Raw genomic sequence first — 18,923 nt, forward strand, 5'->3', positions numbered from 1 at the left:
CGAGACGTTCTGGTGTCCGGTCTTCACCGAGAGGTTGACCACTGTTGCCGATCCCTTCGCATTGCCTGCCGCAGCGATTCTACGGCCGCGCTGCCGCCCGGTAGGGGGTCCTCACCAGGCGTGCACGGTGTTCTGTGCGGACTCCAGATCCTGTCCGACCAGTAGTTCGACGGCGTCGCAACCGTTGGCGATCAGGAGTTCGACCTCGCTGCGAGCCGAGGACGGGAACGGCTTCAGCACGAAATCGGCGGGATCCTGACGGCCGGGTGGCCTGCCGATGCCGATGCGCACACGCAGATAGTCGCGTGTGCCGAGTGCCTGGCTGAGCGACCGCAGCCCGTTGTGGCCGCCCTCGCCCCCGCCGCGTTTCAGGCGGACGGCGCCGAAGTCGATGTCGAGTTCGTCGTGGACGACGATCAGGTCGTCGACGGACACCGAGTAGAACTTCGCGAGCGGACCGATCTGACGGCCGGACTCGTTCATGTAGGTGCGCGGCTTGGCCACGAGAACCGGCTGGCCGCCGAGGCGTACCTCGGCGACCTCGGCGCCGGACTTCTTGTGCACCTTCCAGCGCGCGCCGGCCGAGGCGACGAGGCCGTCGGCGACCATCGCGCCGACGTTGTGCCTCGTCTTCTCGTACCTGGACCCGGGATTACCCAGGCCGACAATCAATTTCACCACTCGTACCGAGTAGTCGAGGGTGGGGTTACTCCGACTCCTCGGCCGCCTCGGCGGCCTCGCCCTCGGCTGCGGCGTCGGCCGAGCCGTCGGCGTCGGACTCGGTGGCCGCGAGCTGCGCCTCGGTGACCGCGACGATCAGGGTCTCGGGATCGGCGGTGAGGGTCACGCCCTCGGGCAGGTCCAGATCGGAAGCGTGCACGGACAGGCCGGCCTCGGCACCTTCGACGCTGACGACGATCTGCTCGGGGATCGACAGGGCGTCCGCCTCGACCTCGATGAGGCTGGTGTCGGAGACGACCAGCGTGCCCGGGGCGGCGTCGCCCTCGACGATGATGGCGACCTCGACGGTCACCTTCTCACCGCGACGGACGATGAGCAGGTCCGCGTGCTCGATGTAGTTGCGGATCGGGTGGACGTCGACCTGCTTGGTGAGCGCCAGCTGGCTGTCGCCCTCGATGTCGAGGTCGATGATGGCGTTGAGGCCGTTGTTGCGCAGGATCGCGGCGAAGTCGCGCGCAGGCAGGTGCAGGTGCTGCGGATCGGTGCCGTGGCCGTAGAGCACGGCGGGAACCTTGCCCTCGCGACGTGCACGGCGTGCTGCGCCCTTGCCCTTCTCGGTGCGGGTGCTGACCGAGAGCTTGCTGGCCTGGTTCGACATGTGGGTCTCCTCGTGGGTGGTGTGCGGTCTGTCGGCGTCGCGACGAGCAACACCGGGCACGAACACCGACCGCGGAACCCGCCGGTCGCCGACCGAGGAGAACTACGATGGCCGCGCCGATAACGGTGACCGGGTCACCCTCGCCGAGACAACGGCGATCAGAGTAGTCGACGACCTGCTGTGATGTCACATCGCCCGCTGTCGGCGCCGAGCTCGGGGATACTGGTCTGCCATGACCCCACAGACGCCGATCGAGATCGTGACGACCCTGCTGACCGAGTTCGCGCGGGGCGACGTACCCGCCGCGCTGGAGACCATCGACGACGACATCGCCTACACGAACGTCTCGCTGCCGACGATCCGCGGGAAACGGAAGGTGGCCGTTGTCCTGGGCGGAGTGGCACGCAAGGACTCGGTGGGATTCAACTACCGGATGATCAACGTGAGCTCCGACGACACCGGCGTCGTGTTGACCGAGCGGGTCGACGAACTCCGACTCGGTCGGTTGCATCTCCAGTTCTGGGTGTGCGGCCGCTTCGAGGTGCGGGAGGGCCGGATCACGGTGTGGCGCGACTACTTCGACTATTTCGACATGACGAAGGCGCTGGTGCGAGGTGTGGCCGCGCTGGCCGTGCCGTCGGTGCAACGGCCACTGCCCGCGCCGGCTGTCCCGGCCTGACCCGACCGCGGCCGGCGCTCAGAGGATCTCGTCGAGCTTGTCGATGGGTCGCGGGATGCGAGTGCCCTTGGCGGTCACGACGATCGGACGTTCGACGAGGACGGGGTGCTCGACCATGGCGTCGAGGATCTGATCGTCGGTGGCCGATGCGAGATCGAGTTCCTTGTACAGGGCCTCCCGCTTGCGGACCGCCTGTGCGGGCGTGAGGCCAGCATCGGCGAACAACTCGACGAGCTGGTCGCGGCTGTACGGCTCGTCGAGATACTTCACGACGGTCGGCTCGATGCCGGCGTCGCGCAGGGCCTGCAATGCCTTCCGCGAGGTCGAGCATTTCGGGTTGTGATAGATCGTCGCGTCCACGGGTCACACGGTACCCGGGTCGACTGCGCAGCCCTTCGTGGCTCGTCGACCTCGACGCGCTCCTTCGTCGCTTGCTCGGCCCGGCGGCTTGCGCTCCTCGCACCTCAGGGAGCCGGAAGCAGGTCGTTCTCTCGGATTAGGGAGCAAAGAGCTGAGGTGCTAGCGGAGCGTCCCTTTGTTCCCTGAGGTGCGAGCGGAGCGTCCCTTTTGTTCCCTGAGGTGCGAGCGGAGCGAGCCTCGAAGGGTCAGGCGATACCGTCGAACAGGCTTGTGACGGAACCGTTCTCGAAGACCTCGCGAATCGTCTGCGCGAGCAGCGGGGCGATGGAGAGGACGGTGAGGTTCGCGAAGCGCTTCTCGGCCGGGATCGGCAGGGTGTCGGTCGCGATGACCTCCTTGGCGCCACAGTTCGCGAGGCGCTCGGCCGCGGGGTCGGAGAACACACCGTGGGTGGTGGCGATGATGACGTCGCCCGCCCCGGCGTCCTTGAGGACCCGCACCGCGCCGGCGATCGTGCCGCCGGTGTCGATCATGTCGTCGATCAGGATGCAGGTTCGTCCTTCCACCTCGCCGACGACGCGGTTGGACTTGACCTGGTTGGGCACCAACGGATCGCGGGTCTTGTGGATGAACGCCAGTGGTGCGCCACCGAGGGTGTCGGCCCACTTCTCCGCGACACGTACGCGACCGGAGTCGGGGGAGACCACCGCGATGTTGTCGGTGCCGTATTTGCCGCGGATGTACTCGGCGAGCTGCCCCTGCGCGTGCATGTGGTCGACGGGCCCGTCGAAGAAGCCCTGGATCTGATCGGTGTGCAGGTCGACGGTGATGATCCGGTCGGCGCCCGCAGTCTTCAGCAGATCGGCGATGAGGCGCGCCGAGATCGGCTCGCGCCCGCGGTGCTTCTTGTCCTGGCGGGCGTACGGATAGAACGGGAGGATCACGCTGATTCGCTTGGCCGAGCCGCGCTTGAGGGCGTCGATCATGATGAGCGCCTCCATGACCCACTGGTTCAGCGGGTACGGGCAGCTCTGCAGGACGAACGCGTCCGAGCCGCGCACCGAGTCCTCGAAACGAACGAACAGTTCGCCGTTGGCGAAGTCGCGGGCGGTCTGCGGGGTGACCTTGATGCCCAGTTCATCGGCGACTGCTTCGGCGAGTTCGGGATGGGCACGACCAGAGAACAGCATCAGGTTCTTCTGGTTGTCAGTGGTCCAGGTCATGAAAACTCTTCTGTTGGTGTCGTTTCGGATCTGCAGGGTCGAGCGCGGGTCGGGGTGTCAGGCCGGCCCGGAGTCGTTCTCGCGCGCCTCGAGGGCCGCGCGCGCCGCCGCGGTGTCGGGCCGCTTGCGCACGACCCAGTCCTCGATGACGCGTTGTTCTCCCGCCGAGACCGCGAGGGCCCCCGGCGGTACATCTTGCCGCACGACGGTTCCGGCTCCGGTGTACGCCCCGTCGCCGACGCTGACCGGGGCGACGAACATGTTGTCCGAGCCGGTGCGGCAGTGATCGCCGATCACCGTGCGGTGCTTGGCAACCCCGTCGTAGTTGACGAAGACGCTCGACGCGCCGATGTTGGAGTGCTCGCCGATGGTCGCGTCACCGACATAGGTGAGGTGCGGGATCTTCGACCCGTCACCGATGGTCGCGTTCTTGGTCTCGACGAAGGTGCCGATCTTGCCCGCGACCCCGAGGGCGGTCCCGGGTCGGAGGTAGGCGAACGGGCCGACGGTGGCGTTGGGGCCGATGACCGCGTCGCTGCCGTGTGTACGGATCACCTGGGCACCTGCTCCGACAGTGACGTCGGTGAGGGTGGTGTCGGGTCCGATGACCGCGTCGGCGGAGATGTGGGTGCGGCCGTGCAGCTGGGTGCCCGGTTCGATGTGCGCGTCGGGCTCGATGGTGACGTCGATGTCGATCCACGTCGTGGCGGGGTCGACGACGGTCACCCCGTCGAGCTGATGGCGGCGGATGATCCGGCGATTGAGTTCGGCACCGAGAGCGGAGAGCTGGGCGCGGTCGTTGCAGCCGGCCACGAGCACCGGATCGGCGACCGTGAACCCACGGACCGCCCGGCCCTCGCCGCGCGCGATCTCGACGATGTCGGTGAGGTAGTACTCGCCCTGCACGTTGTCCGTGGACAGCTTCGACAGACCGACTCGCAGCGCGGCGGCGTCGAAGGCGTACACGCCGGCGTTCACCTCGGTCACGGCGCGCTGCTCGGGGTTCGCGTCCTTGTGCTCGACGATGGCGGCGACGGCGTCTCCGTCGCGGATGATCCGTCCGTATCCGGTCGGGTCGTCGGCGACGAAGCTCGTCAGCGTGACGGCGGCTCCACCGTCGGCGAGGTGGGTGTCGACGAGGGCGCGCAGGGTGTCGGCGTCGAGCAGGGGGACGTCGGCGGCGGTGACGACGACGGTGCCGTCGAAATCGTCGGGCAACCCGCCGAGTCCGACCCGGGCGGCGTCGCCCGTTCCGCGCGGCGCGTCCTGTTCGGCGATCCCGACCTCGACGCCCAGCAGTGCGCCGATCTCACCGATGGCCGCCGTGACCCGTTCGCGCTCGTGGCTGACGACCGCGATCAGATGCTCGGGTTCGATGCCCGCCGCGCCGTGCAGCGCATGGCCGAGGAGTGAACGTCCGCCGATGGTGTGCAGGATCTTCGGGGTCTTGGACTTCATGCGGGTACCGGCGCCCGCGGCCAGGACGATCACGGCCACGGATGGCGACGTTCCCGTCATCGAATGCCCACCCTCTTCCTGATCGGTGACTGCCGCGATCATGTCTGCTCGACGGCGGCGGCGGGGGTCGCAGACCCGACCCGCGGTCGCACGTCGGGTGCGATCCTACGCATCGGTGCCCGGTGGCAGAAATGCAGCGCGCAGTTTGTGCCGGATCCTCCCGACCGGGCCTGATAGAACACATAGGGACCGCGAACGCCGAGCGATCAATCGGTAGAACCTGCCGATGTCCCAGTGGATTGTCACAGACGGATCAGGGTGGGTGCGGGAGACAGAACCACGCGTGCCGGAGTTGTCCGGTTCGTGAAACGACCACACGGAGGTAGTGAATGAGCACGCAGAAGACGGCCATCGTCACCGGGGCCGCACGGGGGATCGGCGCGGCCGTGGCCAGGCGCCTGGCCGACGACGGACTGGCGGTGGCCGTCCTGGACCTCGACGCCGACGCCTGCGCCGACACGGTCAAGGCCATCACCGACGCCGGCGGCAAGGCCGTCGCGGTGGGTGCCGACGTCGCCGACGAGGCCTCGGTGAACGCCGCGGTGGACAAGGTCGTCGCCGAACTCGGCAAGCCGACGGTGGTCGTCAACAACGCGGGCATCACCCGCGACAACCTGCTGTTCAAGATGACCGTCGACGACTGGGACGCGGTGATGGCCGTGCACCTGCGTGGCGCGTTCAATGTCACCAAGGCTGTGCAGAAGTACATGGTCGAGGCGGAGTGGGGACGCATCGTCAACCTGTCGAGCACCTCCGCGCTCGGCAACCGCGGACAGGTCAACTACTCGGCGGCCAAGGCCGGCATGCAGGGATTCACCAAGACCCTGGCCATCGAACTCGGCCGGTTCGGCGTCACCGCGAACGCCATCGCCCCCGGTTTCATCGAGACCGAGATGACCGCCGCCACCGCCGAGCGCATCGGTGTGCCCTTCGAGGACTTCAAGCGTGCCGCAGCGGGCCAGATCCCGGTCAACCGCGTCGGCGTGCCCGAGGACATCGCCCACACCGCGTCCTTCTTCATCAGCGAGGGTGCCGGCTTCGTGTCGGGTCAGGTCGTCTACGTGGCCGGCGGCCCCAAGGACTGATCACCTCCTGGACCACTACTCCGGCTCCCAGGCCTCGATCGAGGTCTGGGAGCCGAGTTCTCGTCGAGTGGTCACCTGGCGTGCGTGCCCGCGGGCTGTGGCACAATCGTCAGCGCAGTGATCCGCCATGGTGTAATCGGCAACACTCCTGATTTTGGTTCAGGCATTCTAGGTTCGAGTCCTGGTGGCGGAGCTCATGAGTCGAGGCGCGACGGCGCCCTTTCTCGGTGCCCGGCGGGTTCATCCCGCCGGTCGTGCCAGCCCCAGATTGTCCCGCAGCGTGGTGCCCTCGTAGTCGGTGCGGTGGACACCGAGCTCCTGGAGGATCGGCACCACCTCGTCGACGAACCGATCGAGTCCGCCGGGCACGATGTGGGGCACCAGGATGAAGCCGTCGGCGACGTCGGCCTGCACGAAGTCGTTGATCGTGTGCGCGACCGTCTGCGGTGAGCCGACGAACGACTGGCGGCCGGTGACCTCGATGATGAGTTCGCGCGTGGTCAGGTTCTTCGCCTCGGCCAGGTCGCGCCACTCGCGCGCGACGGCGACCGGGTCACGGTGCATGCGCACGCTCGCGCGTCCCTTGGCGACCGTGTTCTCGCCCGGGACCGGATCCACCTGCGGCAGCGGACCGTCGGGGTCGTGGTCGGAGAGGTCGCGATTCCACAACTGCTCCAGGAACTTGATCGCCGTCTGCCCGCTGACCTGCTGTAGGCGCACCTCGTGGGCGAGTTCGGCTGCCTGCGCGTCGGTGTCGCCGACGACGAAGGTGGCGGCGGGGAGGACCAGGAGCTGTTCGGGGTGCCGTCCGTACGCGGCGAGGCGCCGCTTGACGTCGGTGTAGAACGCTCGGCCGGCATCGTACGTGGCGTGCCGGGAGAAGATGGCGTCGGCGGTGGCGGCCGCGAACTCGCGGCCCTCGTCGGAGTCCCCGGCCTGGAAGATGACCGGCCGCCCCTGTGGCGGACGAGGGGTCGGGAAGTGCCCGCGGATGTCGAACTGCGAACTCGTGACGTCGAACTCGCCGGCGTCGTGGCGCGCCAGGAACTGGCCGCTCTCGGCATCGGCGACGACGTCGTCGTCTCGCCATGAGTCCCAGAGAGCCGCTGCCGCGGTGAGGAACTCTTTGGCGCGCGCGTACCGCTGGTCCTCGGGCAGATAGCCACCGCGGCGGAAGTTCTCGCCGGTGAACTCGTCCCATGAGGTCACCACATTCCACGCCGCACGTCCGCCGGACAGGTGATCGAGGGTGGCGAATTGCCGTGCGACATCGACCGGTTCGTTGAAGGTCGAGTTGATGGTGCCGGTCAGGCCGAGGTGGGTGGTCACCGCGGCCAGTGCGGACAGGACCGTGAAGGTGTCCGGTCGTCCGACCACGTCGAGGTCGTAGATCAGCCCGTTCTGCTCGCGGAGCCGCAGTCCTTCGGCGAGGAAGAAGAAGTCGAACTTCCCGCGCTCGGCGGTCTGGGCGAGATGGACGAACGAGTCGAACTCGATCTGACTGCCCGACTCCGGATCGCTCCACACCGTGGTGTTGTTCACCCCGGGGAAGTGGGCGGCGAGATGCACCTGCTTGGTCATGCGACACCGGCCTTTCCAGCGGCGAAACGGTTGGACGGCCGCGCCAGACCAAGATGGCCCCGCAACGTCGGCGCGGTGTAGGAGTCACGGAATCGGTTGCGACGCTGCAGCTCCGGCACGACCTCCCGCGTGATCACGTGTAGGTCCTCGGGCACGGCGGCCGGGTGCAACCGCACCCCGCTCACCCCGTCGACGGCTGTCCAGCGTTCGATCTCGTCGGCGAGCCCGGCCGGGGTGCCGACGAAGGCCGCGCTGTCGGGAGTGAACGGTTCACCCGCCCACTCGTCGAGTTGCGCCCGGCGTGCTCTCGCCGCCGACTCCGACGCGGCGAGCACGGCGAACAGATCGACGAACAGGAGTGCGGGGTCGGCGATCCCGCGACCGGCGTCGGAGTGGGCGGTGCCCACGGCGTCCACCGCACGCACGGCGTCGTCGACGTCGCGGGGGTTGATGAACCCGAGGTCGGCGCCCCGGCCGATCACCCGCAGGTCGGTGGGATGTGCGCCGGTCGCCGCGATGACCGGCCGGCCCTGGGGTGGTCGTGGCGTGATGGCGGGACCCCGCACCGAGAAATGGTCTCCGGCGAAGTCCGATGTAGTGCAGCTTGTCCCGGTCGACGAACCGACCGGTCGCGACCTCGCGGATCTCGGCGTCGTCCTCCCACGAGTCCCAGAGCAGTCCGATCACGGTGGCGAAGTCGAGGGCCTCGGACGCGAGGTCGGCGAGCACCGCGGGGTCGTCGGGAAACCGTCGCCGGCCGAACAACGCGGCCTCGTCCGGATCTGCGGTGGTGCGCAGGACGACTCCGGCACGTCCGTTGCTCACGTAATCGAGGGTCGCGATCGCCTTGGAGACGTGGAACGGCTCGGTGTGGGTGGCGGTCGCCGTCGGGATCAGCCCGATCGACCGGGTCGTCGGGGCGAGACGGGAGGCGAGCAGTACCGAGTCGAGTCCCGCGGTCGCCCGATCGGTGCGTGGATGCCCGCGGTGCAGGGCGAACGAATCCGCGAGGGTGACGAAGTCGAGCAGCCCGGCTTCTGCCTCCGCGAGCCGTTCCTGCCAGTGCGCCGCCGTGGTCAGGGTGTTCGCCTGGGCTCCGGGTGCCCGCCACGCGCCCGGGTGCGACCCGGCTCCGTCCAGCGCCACGGCGACGTGCACGTGCTCGGCCATGGAGTCCTCTCTCAGTCGTGTCGTCGATATCTGTCCCTGGATCGAACGGTGGCGGAGAGACCGTGGATTCCGGGCGTCGGTCATCGGATCGCGGTGGGCCAAACCCTTCCGATAAACCGGCGGCCACGCTTCGGTGGTCAGGATGAGGTGTGTTCGGCGCAGGACTCGAGTCGGTCGGAGAGCGGTGTGACGGGAAGAGAACCGATACCGCTGTCGGTGCTGGATCTCGCCCCGGTCACCGAGGGGAGTGACGCCGCGACAGCGGTGCGCCGCAGCGTCGCGCTGGCCCAGCACGCCGAACGCCTGGGCTACCGACGGTTCTGGCTCGCCGAGCACCACTTCGTCGCGGTGGCCAGTTCGTCGACGACAACACTCATCGGGCTGATCGCCGCCGCGACCGAGTCGATCCGCGTGGGGTCGGCGGCGGTGCAGAGCGGCCTGCACACCCCCGTGTCGATCGTGGAGGCGTTCGGGACGATCGACGCGCTGTATCCCGGCCGGCTGGACCTGGGGCTCGGGCGTTCCGCTCAGCGCCGCACCGAATTGACGACCACCGACCGGCAGTCCGCACCGCGCGCGCCCGCACCCCGACAGCCCGACCAGATCGTCGACGGCCTGCTCATCCCGACGCCGTTCCCCGTCGAGTCGATCCTGAACGCACCGCGGGTCGTCGCCGCGTTCGAGGCGTCGCAGTTCGACGGTGCGTCACCGCCGGACTTCGACGACGCCGTCGGCGACGTCCTCGCGCTCCTGGCCGGCGACTTCGAGCACCACGACGTCGAGCTGACCGCGGTGCCCGGGCGCGGCGCGGACGTGGCGGTCTGGATCTTCGGGAGCAGCACGGGCCAGAGCGCGCAGACCGCGGGTGCGCGGGGGCTGCCGTTCGTCGCGAACTACCATGTCAGCCCGAGCACGGTTCTCGAGGCCGTCGAGGCGTATCGCAGCGCGTTCCGGCCGTCGCCGGTCCTGGCCGAGCCGTATGTGATCGTCTCCGCGGATGTCGTTGTCGCCGAGGACGAACCGACCGCACGTCACCGCGCGTCCACGTACGGGCACTGGGTGCACGGCATCCGCAGCGGGGCGGGCGCGCAACCGTATCCCGACCCGGACACAGCGGATTCCCTCGACGGCGATGCGCGCCCTCTCGTCGACGATCGGGTGCGCACCCAGTTCGTCGGCGATCCCGAGTCCGTCGTCGACGGGCTGCGGACGCTCGCCCGGGTGACCGGTGCCGACGAGTTGCTGGTCACCAGCGTCACCCACGACTTCGACCATCGGCTGGCGTCGCATGAATTGCTCGCCACTGCATGGGGATTGGAAGGACACTGACGTGACCGGCTTCGATGCAGCGGGTTTCGGACGGCGCACGGGTGCGCGGTCGTCGTTGGGTACGCTGTTCGCCGCCCTGCGGTGTCGCGTCGACGTGGACCTTCTCGCCGCGGGCGCTGCCCTGCATCCCGAGGCGCCGCCCCTGGGATTGCCGCTCGAGACAGCAAGAACGGTCGGTCGCGGACAGCCCTGTAGGTGGTTTCCGGTGGCACCATGGGGTTCCTCGGCGACGACCGTCGTCGCCGGCGAACAGCCCACGAGGAACGCCCACCATGCACGAGACCCCGGATGAACTCCGCGAACTCCAGACCCTTCTCGACGCCTCCCTGTCCCGCTCGACGGACCATCTGCGTTCCATCATCAGCAGTGACAACACCGTCGGCGCAGCACAACTCGTCGACATCCTGACCGGGATGCGTGTTCTCGCGCTCTCGACCGTGACGGCGTCGGGTGAACCGAGGATCAGTGCCGTCGACGGACATTTCCTCCATGGGAAGTGGATCTTCGGCACGGCGCGCGCCGCCGCGAAGGCCCGACATCTCGCCGCCCGTCCCGCCGCGAGCGTCGCGCACATCCAAGGTGAGGAACTGGGTGTCTTCACCCACGGGACCGTCGAGATCCTGAATCCGCTGGACGGTCCTCGCGCAGATGACTGGCCCGAGCTGGTGGCGCACTTCAAGACGATCTACGGCGACGACGCCTTCGACTGGGACGCCGAGGTCGTCTACTACCGGCTGCACCCGCACTGGATGACGGTGTTCGCACCGAATTCGGCCCAATCTCGTTGACTGTGCGTCGAAATCCGTCGACCGTGTGTCGAATCCCGTCGACCGTGCGTCGATATTCGTCGACCGTGCGTCGAAATCCGTGGCGGATTCAACCAGTCGACGGGATTCGACGCACAGTCGACGGGTCGTCAGTCCACCGGGACGATGAAGCCCTCGTCCTTCAGCCAGTCGTAGGCGACGTCGGAGGGATCGGCGCCGTCGATGTCGATGAGCCCGTTCAGCTCCTGCATGAGCGGGTCGGTGAGTTTGGCCGACACGGGTGCCATGAGTTCGGCGATCTCCGGATTGGCGTCGTTGAGTCCGGTGTTGACCACGACGCATCCGCTGTAGGGCAGGAAGAACTTCCGATCGTCCTCGAGGACGACCAGATCCAGGTTCTTGATGCGACCGTCCGTCGAGTAGACCATGCCGAAATTGCAGGGCTCGCTACGCGCGGTGGAGGTGTAGACGACGCCGGAATCCATCATGGTCACGTTGCTCGAGGGCACCCCGCCGGGCTGGTCGAGCGGAATGTCGTAGGCCTTCAACATCGGGATGAATCCGTCGGCGCGCGAGTAGAACTCGTCGTTGATGCAGAAGGTCCGCTCGGACTCGGGGAGTTTGGCGATGTCGGACATCGTCTTGACGTTCAGCCGTTCGGCGGTCGGTGACGACGCCGCGAACGCGTAGGTGTTGTTGAACGACGCCGGCGGGAGCCACTCGACCCCGTTCGCGCGTTCGGCGTCGCGGACGCGTTCGTAGAGTTGCTGCGGGTCGGAGATCGTCTCGGTCTCGCCCAGGTAGGTCTGCCAGGCGGTCCCGGTGTACTCCCACACGATGTCGGCGTCGCCGTTGAGAACTGCCTGCCGGGACGACATCGAGCCCGGCGCGTTGGTGAGATCGTCGACGTCGGCGCCGGCGGCCGCCAGATACGTGGCGGTGATCTTGCCCAGCAGGACCTGCTCGGTGAAGTTCTTGGACGTCACCGCGATGGAGGTTCCCTCGAGCGGGCGTTCGCCGCCGGGAAGGGAAGCGGGACGGAAGGTTCCGGACGAACTGACCAAGCCGCACGCGGACAACATCATCAGGACGGTGGCCGACGCCGCCAGGACCGTTGCGACGCGGCGGGCGCGGACCGGATGCGGGCGGGCCATCATGCGATCCCCCGAGGAGTCGCAGCGAGTTCGACGAGGCGTCCGAGCCAGTCGATCGTCATGGCGAGCAGCGCGACGAGGATCGCGCCGGACACGAGCAGCTTCGGCAGGAACAGGGTGATCCCCGTGGTGATGAGCGTGCCAAGGCTGGTCGCGCCGATGAACGTGCTCAGGGTGGCGGTGCCGACCAGGATGACCAGTGCGGTCCGGACTCCGTTGAGGATGACCGGCACGGCCAGGGGCAGCTCGACCTGGACGAGGGTGCGCACTGCCGACAGTCCGATGCCCCGCGAGGCCTCGACCGTCCGCTGGTCGACCTGCCGCAGCCCCACGATCGTGTTCTGCAGGATGGGGAGCACGGCATACACGACCAGACCGACGACGGCGGTGGTGAAACCGGTGCCGAGCCAGAAGGTGAACAACACCAGGAGGCCGATCGCGGGCGCCGCCTGTCCGATGTTGGCGATGTTGACCGCGATCGGGTTCAGCCAGCGGAGCGACGGCCGGGTCAGCGCGATGCCGAGCGGAATCGCGATCACGACGACGATGATCGTGGCGACCAGCGTCAGCTGGATGTGGTCGAGGATGGTGGCACGCAACGCCGGCCACGACATCGCCGCGCTCTCGGTGCTGGTGAAAGTGGTGTTCGCGTACCAGATCACGAAACCGACGCCGACGACCACGATCACCAGCGGCTCGAACCACACATCGATGGGAATGCGGGCGAGTCGCCGCCGGAAGCCACTCGGAACCGATTCTGGTGCAGGCGGTTTCGAGGTATCGGTGATCCGTGCCTCTTCGGCGATGAAGCCGGTCACCGCTCGACGCTCGTCTCGGGAGTGACTCCTCCGGCGACGTGCTCGGTGCCGGAATCGTCGTCGGCCGCCACGACCGGGGTCTCCACGGGAGCCGACCCATCAGCATGGTCGAGGTAACCGACCTCGGCGTCGTCATCTCGCACGGTGGCGAGTTGCCCACGGATCGCCTCCATCACCGCCGCGATGTTCAGCGCGCCGACGACGGCGCCCCGCCCGTCGGTGACGAGAACGCCACCCTGGCTGGTCGCCAGCATCGAGTCGAGGGCGTCGTTCAGCGTCGAGGACTGCGCGACGACGGGAAGCCGGGGGTCGAGGTAGTCCGAGACCTCTGGCTTGGCGCGGATCTCCTCGACCGACGGCCAGGCGCGGGGGCGGCCGTGCTGATCGACCACGGCGACCCAGTCCTCGCCGACCGCCTTCGCGCGGGCGACCACATCGCCGGACGGTTCTCCGACGCGGGCGGTGACCACCTCTTTGATGTCGACGTCGCGGACGCGGGTGAGGGTCAGGTGGGCGAGTGTCGCACCCGAACCCACGAACTCCTCGACGAAGGGACTCGCCGGGTTGGCCAGGATCTCCTCCGGGGGCGCGAACTGCTCGATGCGGCCGCCCTCGGAGAGGATCAGCACCTTGTCGCCGAGTTTGGTCGCTTCCTCGAAGTCGTGGGTGACGATGACGATGGTCTTGGCCAGCTCGTGCTGGATCGCGATCAGCTTGTCCTGCAGGCGGGCTCGGGTGATCGGGTCCACGGCGCCGAACGGCTCGTCCATCAGGAGCACCGGGGGATCGGCGGCGAGCGCGCGTGCGACGCCCACGCGCTGCTGCTGACCACCGGACATGTCCTTGGGGAGCCGGTCGGCGAAGGTCGCGGCGTCGAGTCCGACGAGGTCGAGCAGGTATTCGGTGCGTTCGGCGATCCGCTTCTTGTCCCAGTTGAGGATTCGCGGGATGGCGCCGATGTTCTTGCTCACCGACCAGTGCGGGAACAACCCGCCGGACTGGATGACGTAGCCGATCGACTGGCGCAGTTTGTCCGGGTTCTCCGCGGTGACGTCGCGTCCGCCGATGTAGATGCGCCCCTCGGTGGGTTCGATGAGGCGGTTGATCATCTTCAGCGTCGTCGTCTTGCCGCATCCGGACGGGCCGACGAAGGCGACGATGTCGCCGGCGTCGATCTCCAGGTCGAGGCGCGCGACGGCCGGCGTGGTGCTTCCCCGGTAACGCTTGGCCACACCGTCGAGCCGGATGGACTCGCCGGTGACGTTGCGGTTGGTGCCGTTCGGCGCGGAGGAGGTGGAGGTGTCGGTCATGAGAGTCCCTTGGAGATGGTGAGGCGGCCGAGCAGAACCAGGAGAGCGTCGAAGATGAGGGCGATGATCACGATCAGAATCGTTCCGGCGAGCGCCATTTCGAGTGCATTGGCACCGCCGAGGCGGGAAAGGCCGTTGAAGATCAGGGATCCCAGACCGGGTCCGAGAACGTAGGCGACGATCGCCGCGACACCGACGATCATCTGGGTCGACACGCGGATGCCGGTCAGGATCACCGGCCAGGCGATCGGCAACTCGACCGTGAGCAGGATCCGCCATCGCGAAAGGCCGATGCCGCGGGCGGATTCGACCACGGACGGCGGCACGGATCGCAAACCGACCACCGCGTTGCCGATGACCGGCAGCGTGGCGAAGAACGCGAGCATGAGGAACGACGGCGTCACACCGAGTCCGAAGGGCACGATCAGCAATGCGAGCAGGGCGAGCGACGGAATGGTCAGCGCCACACGGCTCGACGTCAGCGTGAGCGCACTCGCCAGCGGAAGCCGGTAGACGACGGCGGCGACGACGATGGCCACGGCTGTACCCACGAGCACTGTCTGGAACGACAGCGACGCATGCTGATACGTCAGAAAGGTGAGGGATCGTGCGTTCTCACTGAGATAGTCCCACAATTGCACTGTTGCTGTCCCATCCCCGGGGCGTTCGCGCCCCCCGGTGTCTGAAATGACATTACGCACGGTCGAGTGGAACTGCCGACATTTGGACCGATCCAGTGTGACTTCGACGCGGCGTGGGTCGATCTCACCGCCGGGCGGTGTCATGCTGGGAAAGTGACTGAGAGTGCGCTGACCACCGCAAAGGTCGATGCCGGCGACGACCGGCTCCTGCTGGCCGCGGCCGTGCGTTCCTGGACGCGGATCGTCGCCTGGTTGCTGAGCGTCGGCGGATCGATCGGTTTCGTCGCGTCTTTCGTGCTGACCGTCGAACGGTTCGAACTGGCAGCAGACCCCGACTACGTGCCGTCCTGCAACTTCAATCCCGTGCTGAGCTGCGGGTCGGTGATGGCCGAGCCCCAAGCCGCGCTCTTCGGCTTCCCCAACCCGCTGCTCGGTATCGCGGGCTTCGCCATCGTCGTCACCACCGGTGTGGCCCTGCTCGCCGGGGCTCGCCTCGCCGGGTGGTACTGGGCGGGACTCCAGGTCGGGGTGACCGCGGCGATGGTGTTCATCTCCTGGCTGATCTACTCGAGCCTCTACTCGATCGGGGCGCTGTGCCCGTACTGCATGGTCGTGTGGGCGGTGACGCTGCCGATCTTCGTCTTCGTCACGGTGCGCAACGCGCACGCGAGTGGTCTCACCTCGCGTTCACGCGTCGCGTTGGTCCTCGCGCGCAACCACGCCCCGATTCTCGTCGCCGCCGTCGGCCTGGTGATCGTGCTGATCGCCGTGCGGTTCTGGTCGTACTGGTCGAGCCTGTACTGACCCCACTCGGCCGGACCGTTCGGAATCCGCGGCGTCGCGCCCTACGCTGGGGCCATGGCTATCGGGCGTCCGTCGGAAGGTTCGGCCGAGGTGCAGCGCGCACCTCGAGCACGGATGACCGGTGCCCAGCGCCGGTTGCAGCTCATCGAGGTCGCGCGCGGCCTGTTCGCCGAGCGCGGTTTCGAGGGCACGTCGATCGAGGAGATCGCCCAGCGCGCGGGCGTCTCGAAGCCGATCGTCTATGAGCATTTCGGTGGCAAGGAAGGTTTGTACGCGGTCGTCGTCGACCGCGAGATGGAGACCCTCCTGGAGATGGTGACCTCGTCGCTGTCGAAGAACCGGTCGCTCTACCGCATCCAGCAGGTCGCCCTCGCGCTGCTGACGTACATGGAGGAGCGCACGGACGGATTCCGCATCCTCGTACGCGGGGACAGCACCGCCGCCACGGGCGAGACGGCCACCTACTCGAGTCTCCTCAACGACGCCATCAGTCAGGTCGAGCACATCCTTGCCGGCGATTTCGAACGACGGGGTTTCGATCCCACGCTCGCCCCGCTGTATGCGCAGGCGCTCGTCGGGATGGTGTCGGTCACGGCGCAGTGGTGGCTCGACGTGCGCGAGCCGTCGAAAGAGGTCGTGGCGGCTCACCTCGTCAACCTCTGCTGGAACGGGCTCACCCGGCTCGACCCCGACCCCGCGCTCGTCGGACCCGATTACGTGGAGTCCCGGAGGCGGACGAGCGCCGACGACGCCTGACCAACCCGGGGTCTTGCCTCGCCGGCCCGCGATGGCGGTGTGGACCCGCCCCGAGCTGCACGGCGGGGCAACGGGTCCGCGTCTATGGTTGATTCACTCTGCGTCCCCCGGCCGGAAGGATCCACCGATGTCGACCCCGAGCGGCGCTGACCGGCCGAACACCGCTTTCGGCTGAGGCGCCTCGGACATGGAGACCGTCGGGATCTACCTGGTCGTCATCTTCGGATGCGGGTACCTCGCTCGCGCGGCGCGCCTGCCGACCCTCGTCGGCTACCTCGCCGCCGGATTCATCTTGCACGCACCGGGAATCGACGAGCTGCCGATCATCGACACGATCGCCGAGCTGGGCGTGACGATCCTGTTGTTCACCATCGGCCTCAAGCTCGACGTACGGATGCTGCTCCGGCGCGAGGTGGTCGTCACCACGGCGGTGAACCTCCTGGTCATCCTCGGGCTGACCACCGGATTCCTCGGCCTCCTGGCCGCCCTCGGGGTGCCGATGCTCACCGACGAGGGCTGGGAGACATTGGCGCTGTTGGGCTTTGCGCTGTCGTTCTCCAGCACCGTGTTCGTGGTCCAGGTCCTCGACGAGCGGTCGGAATCCCACTCGCTCTACGGCCGCATAGCGATCGGCGTCCTCGTCCTCCAGGACATCGTCGCCGTCGCCTACCTGACCGCGATGCAGGGCGAACCGCCGAGCCCGTGGGCGCTTGCCCTCGTGTTGCTGATCCCCGGCGCGTGGCTCGTCCGCCGCCTGTGGAACACCCTCGGCCACGGCGAGTTGCAGACGCTGTTCGGAATCGTGATGGCCCTCGTGCCCGGGTATTGGCTCTTCGAATCCGTCGGCATGAAGGGCGATTTCGGCGCGATGGTCATCGGCGTCCTGCTCGCTTCCCATCCGCGCGCGGGGGAGTTGTCGCGCACGTTGTTCGGTCTGCGTGAGCTGCTCCTCGTCGGCTTCTTCGTGTCGATCGGGCTGCACGTCACCCCCACGACCGAAACGGTTCTGCTCGGTCTGCTGCTGATCGTCCTCCTGCCGTTCGAGGGTGCGGTGTACACGCTGGTCCTCTCCCTGTTCGGCCTGCGTCGCCGGACGTCGATCCTGACCGGACTCGCGCTGGCCAACTTCTCGGAGTTCGGGCTGATCGTGATCGCGACCGGTGTGGGAGTGGGGATGATCGGCGAGGACTGGCTCGTGGTGACGTCGGTGGCGGTGGCGGGGAGCTTCGTGTTCTCCACCCTGGTCAATCGCCGCGGCACCGGCCTGGTGACCCGGTTGTCGGCGTTCGTCCCGACCACGGCCGCGGCCCGGGCCCACCCCGACGACGCCCCGATCGTGCTGGCGCCGGCGCGCGTACTGGTCCTCGGCATGGGCCGCGTCGGGCACTCGGTGTACGAGCGGCTCGTCGACGAATACGGCCTTCCGGTGATCGGCGTGGAGAACGATCCGCTCAAGGCGGGCGAACTGGCCGCACGCGGCGTCCGGATCCTCGACGCCGACGCCACCGAAGCCGACTTCTGGGACCGCGCGGTCGGCGTCCACGAGCTCGAACTGCTCGTCCTGGCGATGCCCTTCCACGGCTCCAACCTGGTCGCGCTCGAACGGATCGAGGAACTCGGCGTCACCGGGACCGTGGCGGTCGTCGCGCAGTACGACGACGAGCGCGACGAACTGCTCCAGCGCGGCGCGGACGTGGCGTTCCACATCTACGAGGGCACCGGTGTCGGCCTGGCCGACGCGGCCGCCGAGGCAGCGGGGCTGGAACGGTGACGCCGACGCCTCCGCGAGCGGGTCGTCAGCCGCCCGCACCGGGAGCGTCGTCGCGCGTCCAGAGATCCTTCTGCATGTAGACACAATCGATCCACTGGTCGGCCTTGTGTCCGATGGCGCGCAGGCGACCCACCTCGTCGAACCCGAACCGACGGTGTAACGCGATCGAGCCCTCGCCGCCCGTCGCGGCGATCACCGCGACGATGTGGCGGACGTTGTCCGGGTTCGCGCGATCGAGCAGCGCCGACATCAGAGCCGTACCGATCCCGCGCCCGGCCTGACCGGGCCGCACGTAGATCGAGTCCTCGGTCGACAGGTCGTAGGCCGGCATCGTCCGGAACGTCCCGAGGTAGGCGTAGCCGACGACCCGCTCGACACCGTCGTCGACGGCGCGGGCCACCACGAACGGCCGGCCCGCGGCCGTGATCGCGGCGTGCTTGGCGTGCCATTGCGACAGGGACGGGACCAGATAGTCGAAGGTCGCGACGGTGTTCTGCACGTAGTGGGCGTAGATGCCCGCGACGGCCGCGCAGTCGTCGATCGTCGCGTCGGTCACCCGGATCGGGGTCGAGGGTGCCTCGGATGCGCGCTCGCTCATGCCGACGAGGTTAGGACAGC

General features: G+C 68.0%; 20 protein-coding genes, 1 tRNA gene and 1 pseudogene. 10 read left to right on the top strand and 12 right to left on the bottom strand.

Going from position 1 to position 18,923, the window contains the following annotated elements; translation table 11 throughout:
- Positions 1–111: 111 nt before the first annotated feature.
- Both pth and AC3B5T_RS14160 read right to left on the bottom strand, forming a co-directional pair.
- Complete coding sequence (gene pth / locus AC3B5T_RS14155; protein ID WP_035718102.1) at positions 112–678, bottom strand: aminoacyl-tRNA hydrolase; 567 nt, start codon at positions 676–678, stop codon at positions 112–114.
- A 28-nt stretch (positions 679–706) separates the two neighbouring features.
- Complete coding sequence (locus tag AC3B5T_RS14160) at positions 707–1,339, bottom strand: 50S ribosomal protein L25/general stress protein Ctc (protein ID WP_014926013.1); 633 nt, start codon at positions 1,337–1,339, stop codon at positions 707–709.
- Here AC3B5T_RS14160 and AC3B5T_RS14165 point away from each other — a divergent pair.
- Both AC3B5T_RS14165 and AC3B5T_RS14170 read left to right on the top strand, forming a co-directional pair.
- Positions 1,338–1,523 carry a hypothetical protein gene (locus AC3B5T_RS14165; RefSeq protein ID WP_488357596.1) on the top strand — a complete coding sequence of 62 codons (186 nt, stop codon included), beginning with the start codon at positions 1,338–1,340 and terminating at the stop codon, positions 1,521–1,523. The two genes, AC3B5T_RS14160 and AC3B5T_RS14165, sit on opposite strands and share 2 nt — an antisense overlap.
- 48 nt (positions 1,524–1,571) lie before the next feature.
- The gene (locus AC3B5T_RS14170) at positions 1,572–2,018 is read left to right on the top strand and encodes a limonene-1,2-epoxide hydrolase family protein (protein WP_488357598.1); all 447 of its coding nucleotides are present in this window, start codon (positions 1,572–1,574) and stop codon (positions 2,016–2,018) included.
- An 18-nt stretch (positions 2,019–2,036) separates the two neighbouring features.
- Here AC3B5T_RS14170 and arsC read toward each other — a convergent pair whose 3' ends face one another.
- From arsC to glmU, 3 genes are all read right to left on the bottom strand, one after another.
- On the bottom strand, positions 2,037–2,378 hold the full coding sequence (gene arsC / locus AC3B5T_RS14175; RefSeq protein WP_010844289.1) for an arsenate reductase (glutaredoxin): 342 nt from the start codon (positions 2,376–2,378) through the stop codon (positions 2,037–2,039).
- Between the two features lie 245 nt (positions 2,379–2,623).
- Entirely contained in the window at positions 2,624–3,601 is a 978-nt protein-coding gene (locus AC3B5T_RS14180) for a ribose-phosphate diphosphokinase (protein ID WP_010844290.1), read from the bottom strand.
- Positions 3,602–3,658: 57 nt separating this feature from the next.
- A complete protein-coding gene (glmU, locus tag AC3B5T_RS14185) occupies positions 3,659–5,119 on the bottom strand; it encodes a bifunctional UDP-N-acetylglucosamine diphosphorylase/glucosamine-1-phosphate N-acetyltransferase GlmU (RefSeq protein ID WP_035718105.1) in 1,461 nt (486 codons plus the stop codon).
- 329 nt (positions 5,120–5,448) lie between these two features.
- Between glmU and fabG the strand changes: the two genes are divergently transcribed.
- Positions 5,449–6,204: a 3-oxoacyl-ACP reductase FabG gene (gene fabG, locus AC3B5T_RS14190; RefSeq protein WP_010844292.1), complete on the top strand. Its 756-nt coding sequence runs from the start codon at positions 5,449–5,451 to the stop codon at positions 6,202–6,204.
- A gap of 121 nt (positions 6,205–6,325) precedes the next feature.
- A tRNA-Gln gene (locus AC3B5T_RS14195) sits at positions 6,326–6,397 on the top strand.
- Between the two features lie 47 nt (positions 6,398–6,444).
- Here AC3B5T_RS14195 and AC3B5T_RS14200 read toward each other — a convergent pair.
- Both AC3B5T_RS14200 and AC3B5T_RS14205 read right to left on the bottom strand, forming a co-directional pair.
- Entirely contained in the window at positions 6,445–7,785 is a 1,341-nt protein-coding gene (locus tag AC3B5T_RS14200; protein WP_488357600.1) for an NtaA/DmoA family FMN-dependent monooxygenase, read from the bottom strand.
- Positions 7,782–8,955: pseudogene (locus AC3B5T_RS14205) on the bottom strand (LLM class flavin-dependent oxidoreductase). Before AC3B5T_RS14205 ends, AC3B5T_RS14200 begins: the two are co-directional and overlap by 4 nt.
- A gap of 186 nt (positions 8,956–9,141) precedes the next feature.
- Here AC3B5T_RS14205 and AC3B5T_RS14210 point away from each other — a divergent pair.
- The 3 genes from AC3B5T_RS14210 to AC3B5T_RS14220 are packed head-to-tail and all read left to right on the top strand — an operon-like array spanning position 9,142 to position 11,072.
- Positions 9,142–10,284 (top strand): LLM class flavin-dependent oxidoreductase, encoded by a 1,143-nt coding sequence (locus AC3B5T_RS14210; RefSeq protein ID WP_488357601.1) that lies wholly within the window; start codon positions 9,142–9,144, stop codon positions 10,282–10,284.
- A gap of 1 nt (position 10,285) precedes the next feature.
- Positions 10,286–10,576 (top strand): hypothetical protein, encoded by a 291-nt coding sequence (locus tag AC3B5T_RS14215; RefSeq protein ID WP_488357602.1) that lies wholly within the window; start codon positions 10,286–10,288, stop codon positions 10,574–10,576.
- Positions 10,557–11,072 carry a pyridoxamine 5'-phosphate oxidase family protein gene (locus tag AC3B5T_RS14220; RefSeq protein ID WP_488357603.1) on the top strand — a complete coding sequence of 172 codons (516 nt, stop codon included), beginning with the start codon at positions 10,557–10,559 and terminating at the stop codon, positions 11,070–11,072. The genes AC3B5T_RS14215 and AC3B5T_RS14220 overlap by 20 nt, the downstream gene beginning before the upstream one ends.
- Before the next feature lie 128 nt (positions 11,073–11,200).
- Here AC3B5T_RS14220 and AC3B5T_RS14225 read toward each other — a convergent pair whose 3' ends face one another.
- Genes AC3B5T_RS14225 through AC3B5T_RS14240 form a run of 4 tightly spaced genes read right to left on the bottom strand, consistent with a single transcriptional unit; the run spans position 11,201 to position 14,974 of the window.
- On the bottom strand, positions 11,201–12,208 hold the full coding sequence (locus AC3B5T_RS14225) for a glycine betaine ABC transporter substrate-binding protein (RefSeq protein WP_488357604.1): 1,008 nt from the start codon (positions 12,206–12,208) through the stop codon (positions 11,201–11,203).
- Positions 12,205–13,023, bottom strand: coding sequence for an ABC transporter permease (locus tag AC3B5T_RS14230; RefSeq protein WP_488357605.1), 819 nt, complete (start codon positions 13,021–13,023; stop codon positions 12,205–12,207). The genes AC3B5T_RS14225 and AC3B5T_RS14230 overlap by 4 nt, the downstream gene beginning before the upstream one ends.
- The gene (locus tag AC3B5T_RS14235) at positions 13,020–14,333 is read right to left on the bottom strand and encodes an ATP-binding cassette domain-containing protein (RefSeq protein ID WP_488357606.1); all 1,314 of its coding nucleotides are present in this window, start codon (positions 14,331–14,333) and stop codon (positions 13,020–13,022) included. The genes AC3B5T_RS14230 and AC3B5T_RS14235 overlap by 4 nt, the downstream gene beginning before the upstream one ends.
- Entirely contained in the window at positions 14,330–14,974 is a 645-nt protein-coding gene (locus AC3B5T_RS14240; protein WP_010844301.1) for an ABC transporter permease, read from the bottom strand. Before AC3B5T_RS14240 ends, AC3B5T_RS14235 begins: the two co-directional genes overlap by 4 nt.
- A 153-nt stretch (positions 14,975–15,127) precedes the next feature.
- Between AC3B5T_RS14240 and AC3B5T_RS14245 the strand changes: the two genes are divergently transcribed.
- The 3 genes from AC3B5T_RS14245 (at position 15,128) to AC3B5T_RS14255 (ending at position 18,305) form a co-directional block, all read left to right on the top strand.
- Entirely contained in the window at positions 15,128–15,778 is a 651-nt protein-coding gene (locus AC3B5T_RS14245; protein ID WP_488357607.1) for a vitamin K epoxide reductase family protein, read from the top strand.
- Positions 15,779–15,832: 54 nt separating this feature from the next.
- Positions 15,833–16,534, top strand: a complete 702-nt coding sequence (locus AC3B5T_RS14250; RefSeq protein WP_035718099.1) for a TetR/AcrR family transcriptional regulator — start codon at positions 15,833–15,835, stop codon at positions 16,532–16,534.
- Between the two features lie 187 nt (positions 16,535–16,721).
- Entirely contained in the window at positions 16,722–18,305 is a 1,584-nt protein-coding gene (locus tag AC3B5T_RS14255) for a cation:proton antiporter family protein (protein ID WP_055475274.1), read from the top strand.
- A 25-nt stretch (positions 18,306–18,330) separates the two neighbouring features.
- Here AC3B5T_RS14255 and AC3B5T_RS14260 read toward each other — a convergent pair whose 3' ends face one another.
- The gene (locus tag AC3B5T_RS14260; RefSeq protein ID WP_488357608.1) at positions 18,331–18,903 is read right to left on the bottom strand and encodes a GNAT family N-acetyltransferase; all 573 of its coding nucleotides are present in this window, start codon (positions 18,901–18,903) and stop codon (positions 18,331–18,333) included.
- Positions 18,904–18,923 lie beyond the last annotated feature (20 nt).

Source organism: Gordonia sp. G4 (assembly GCF_057770005.1).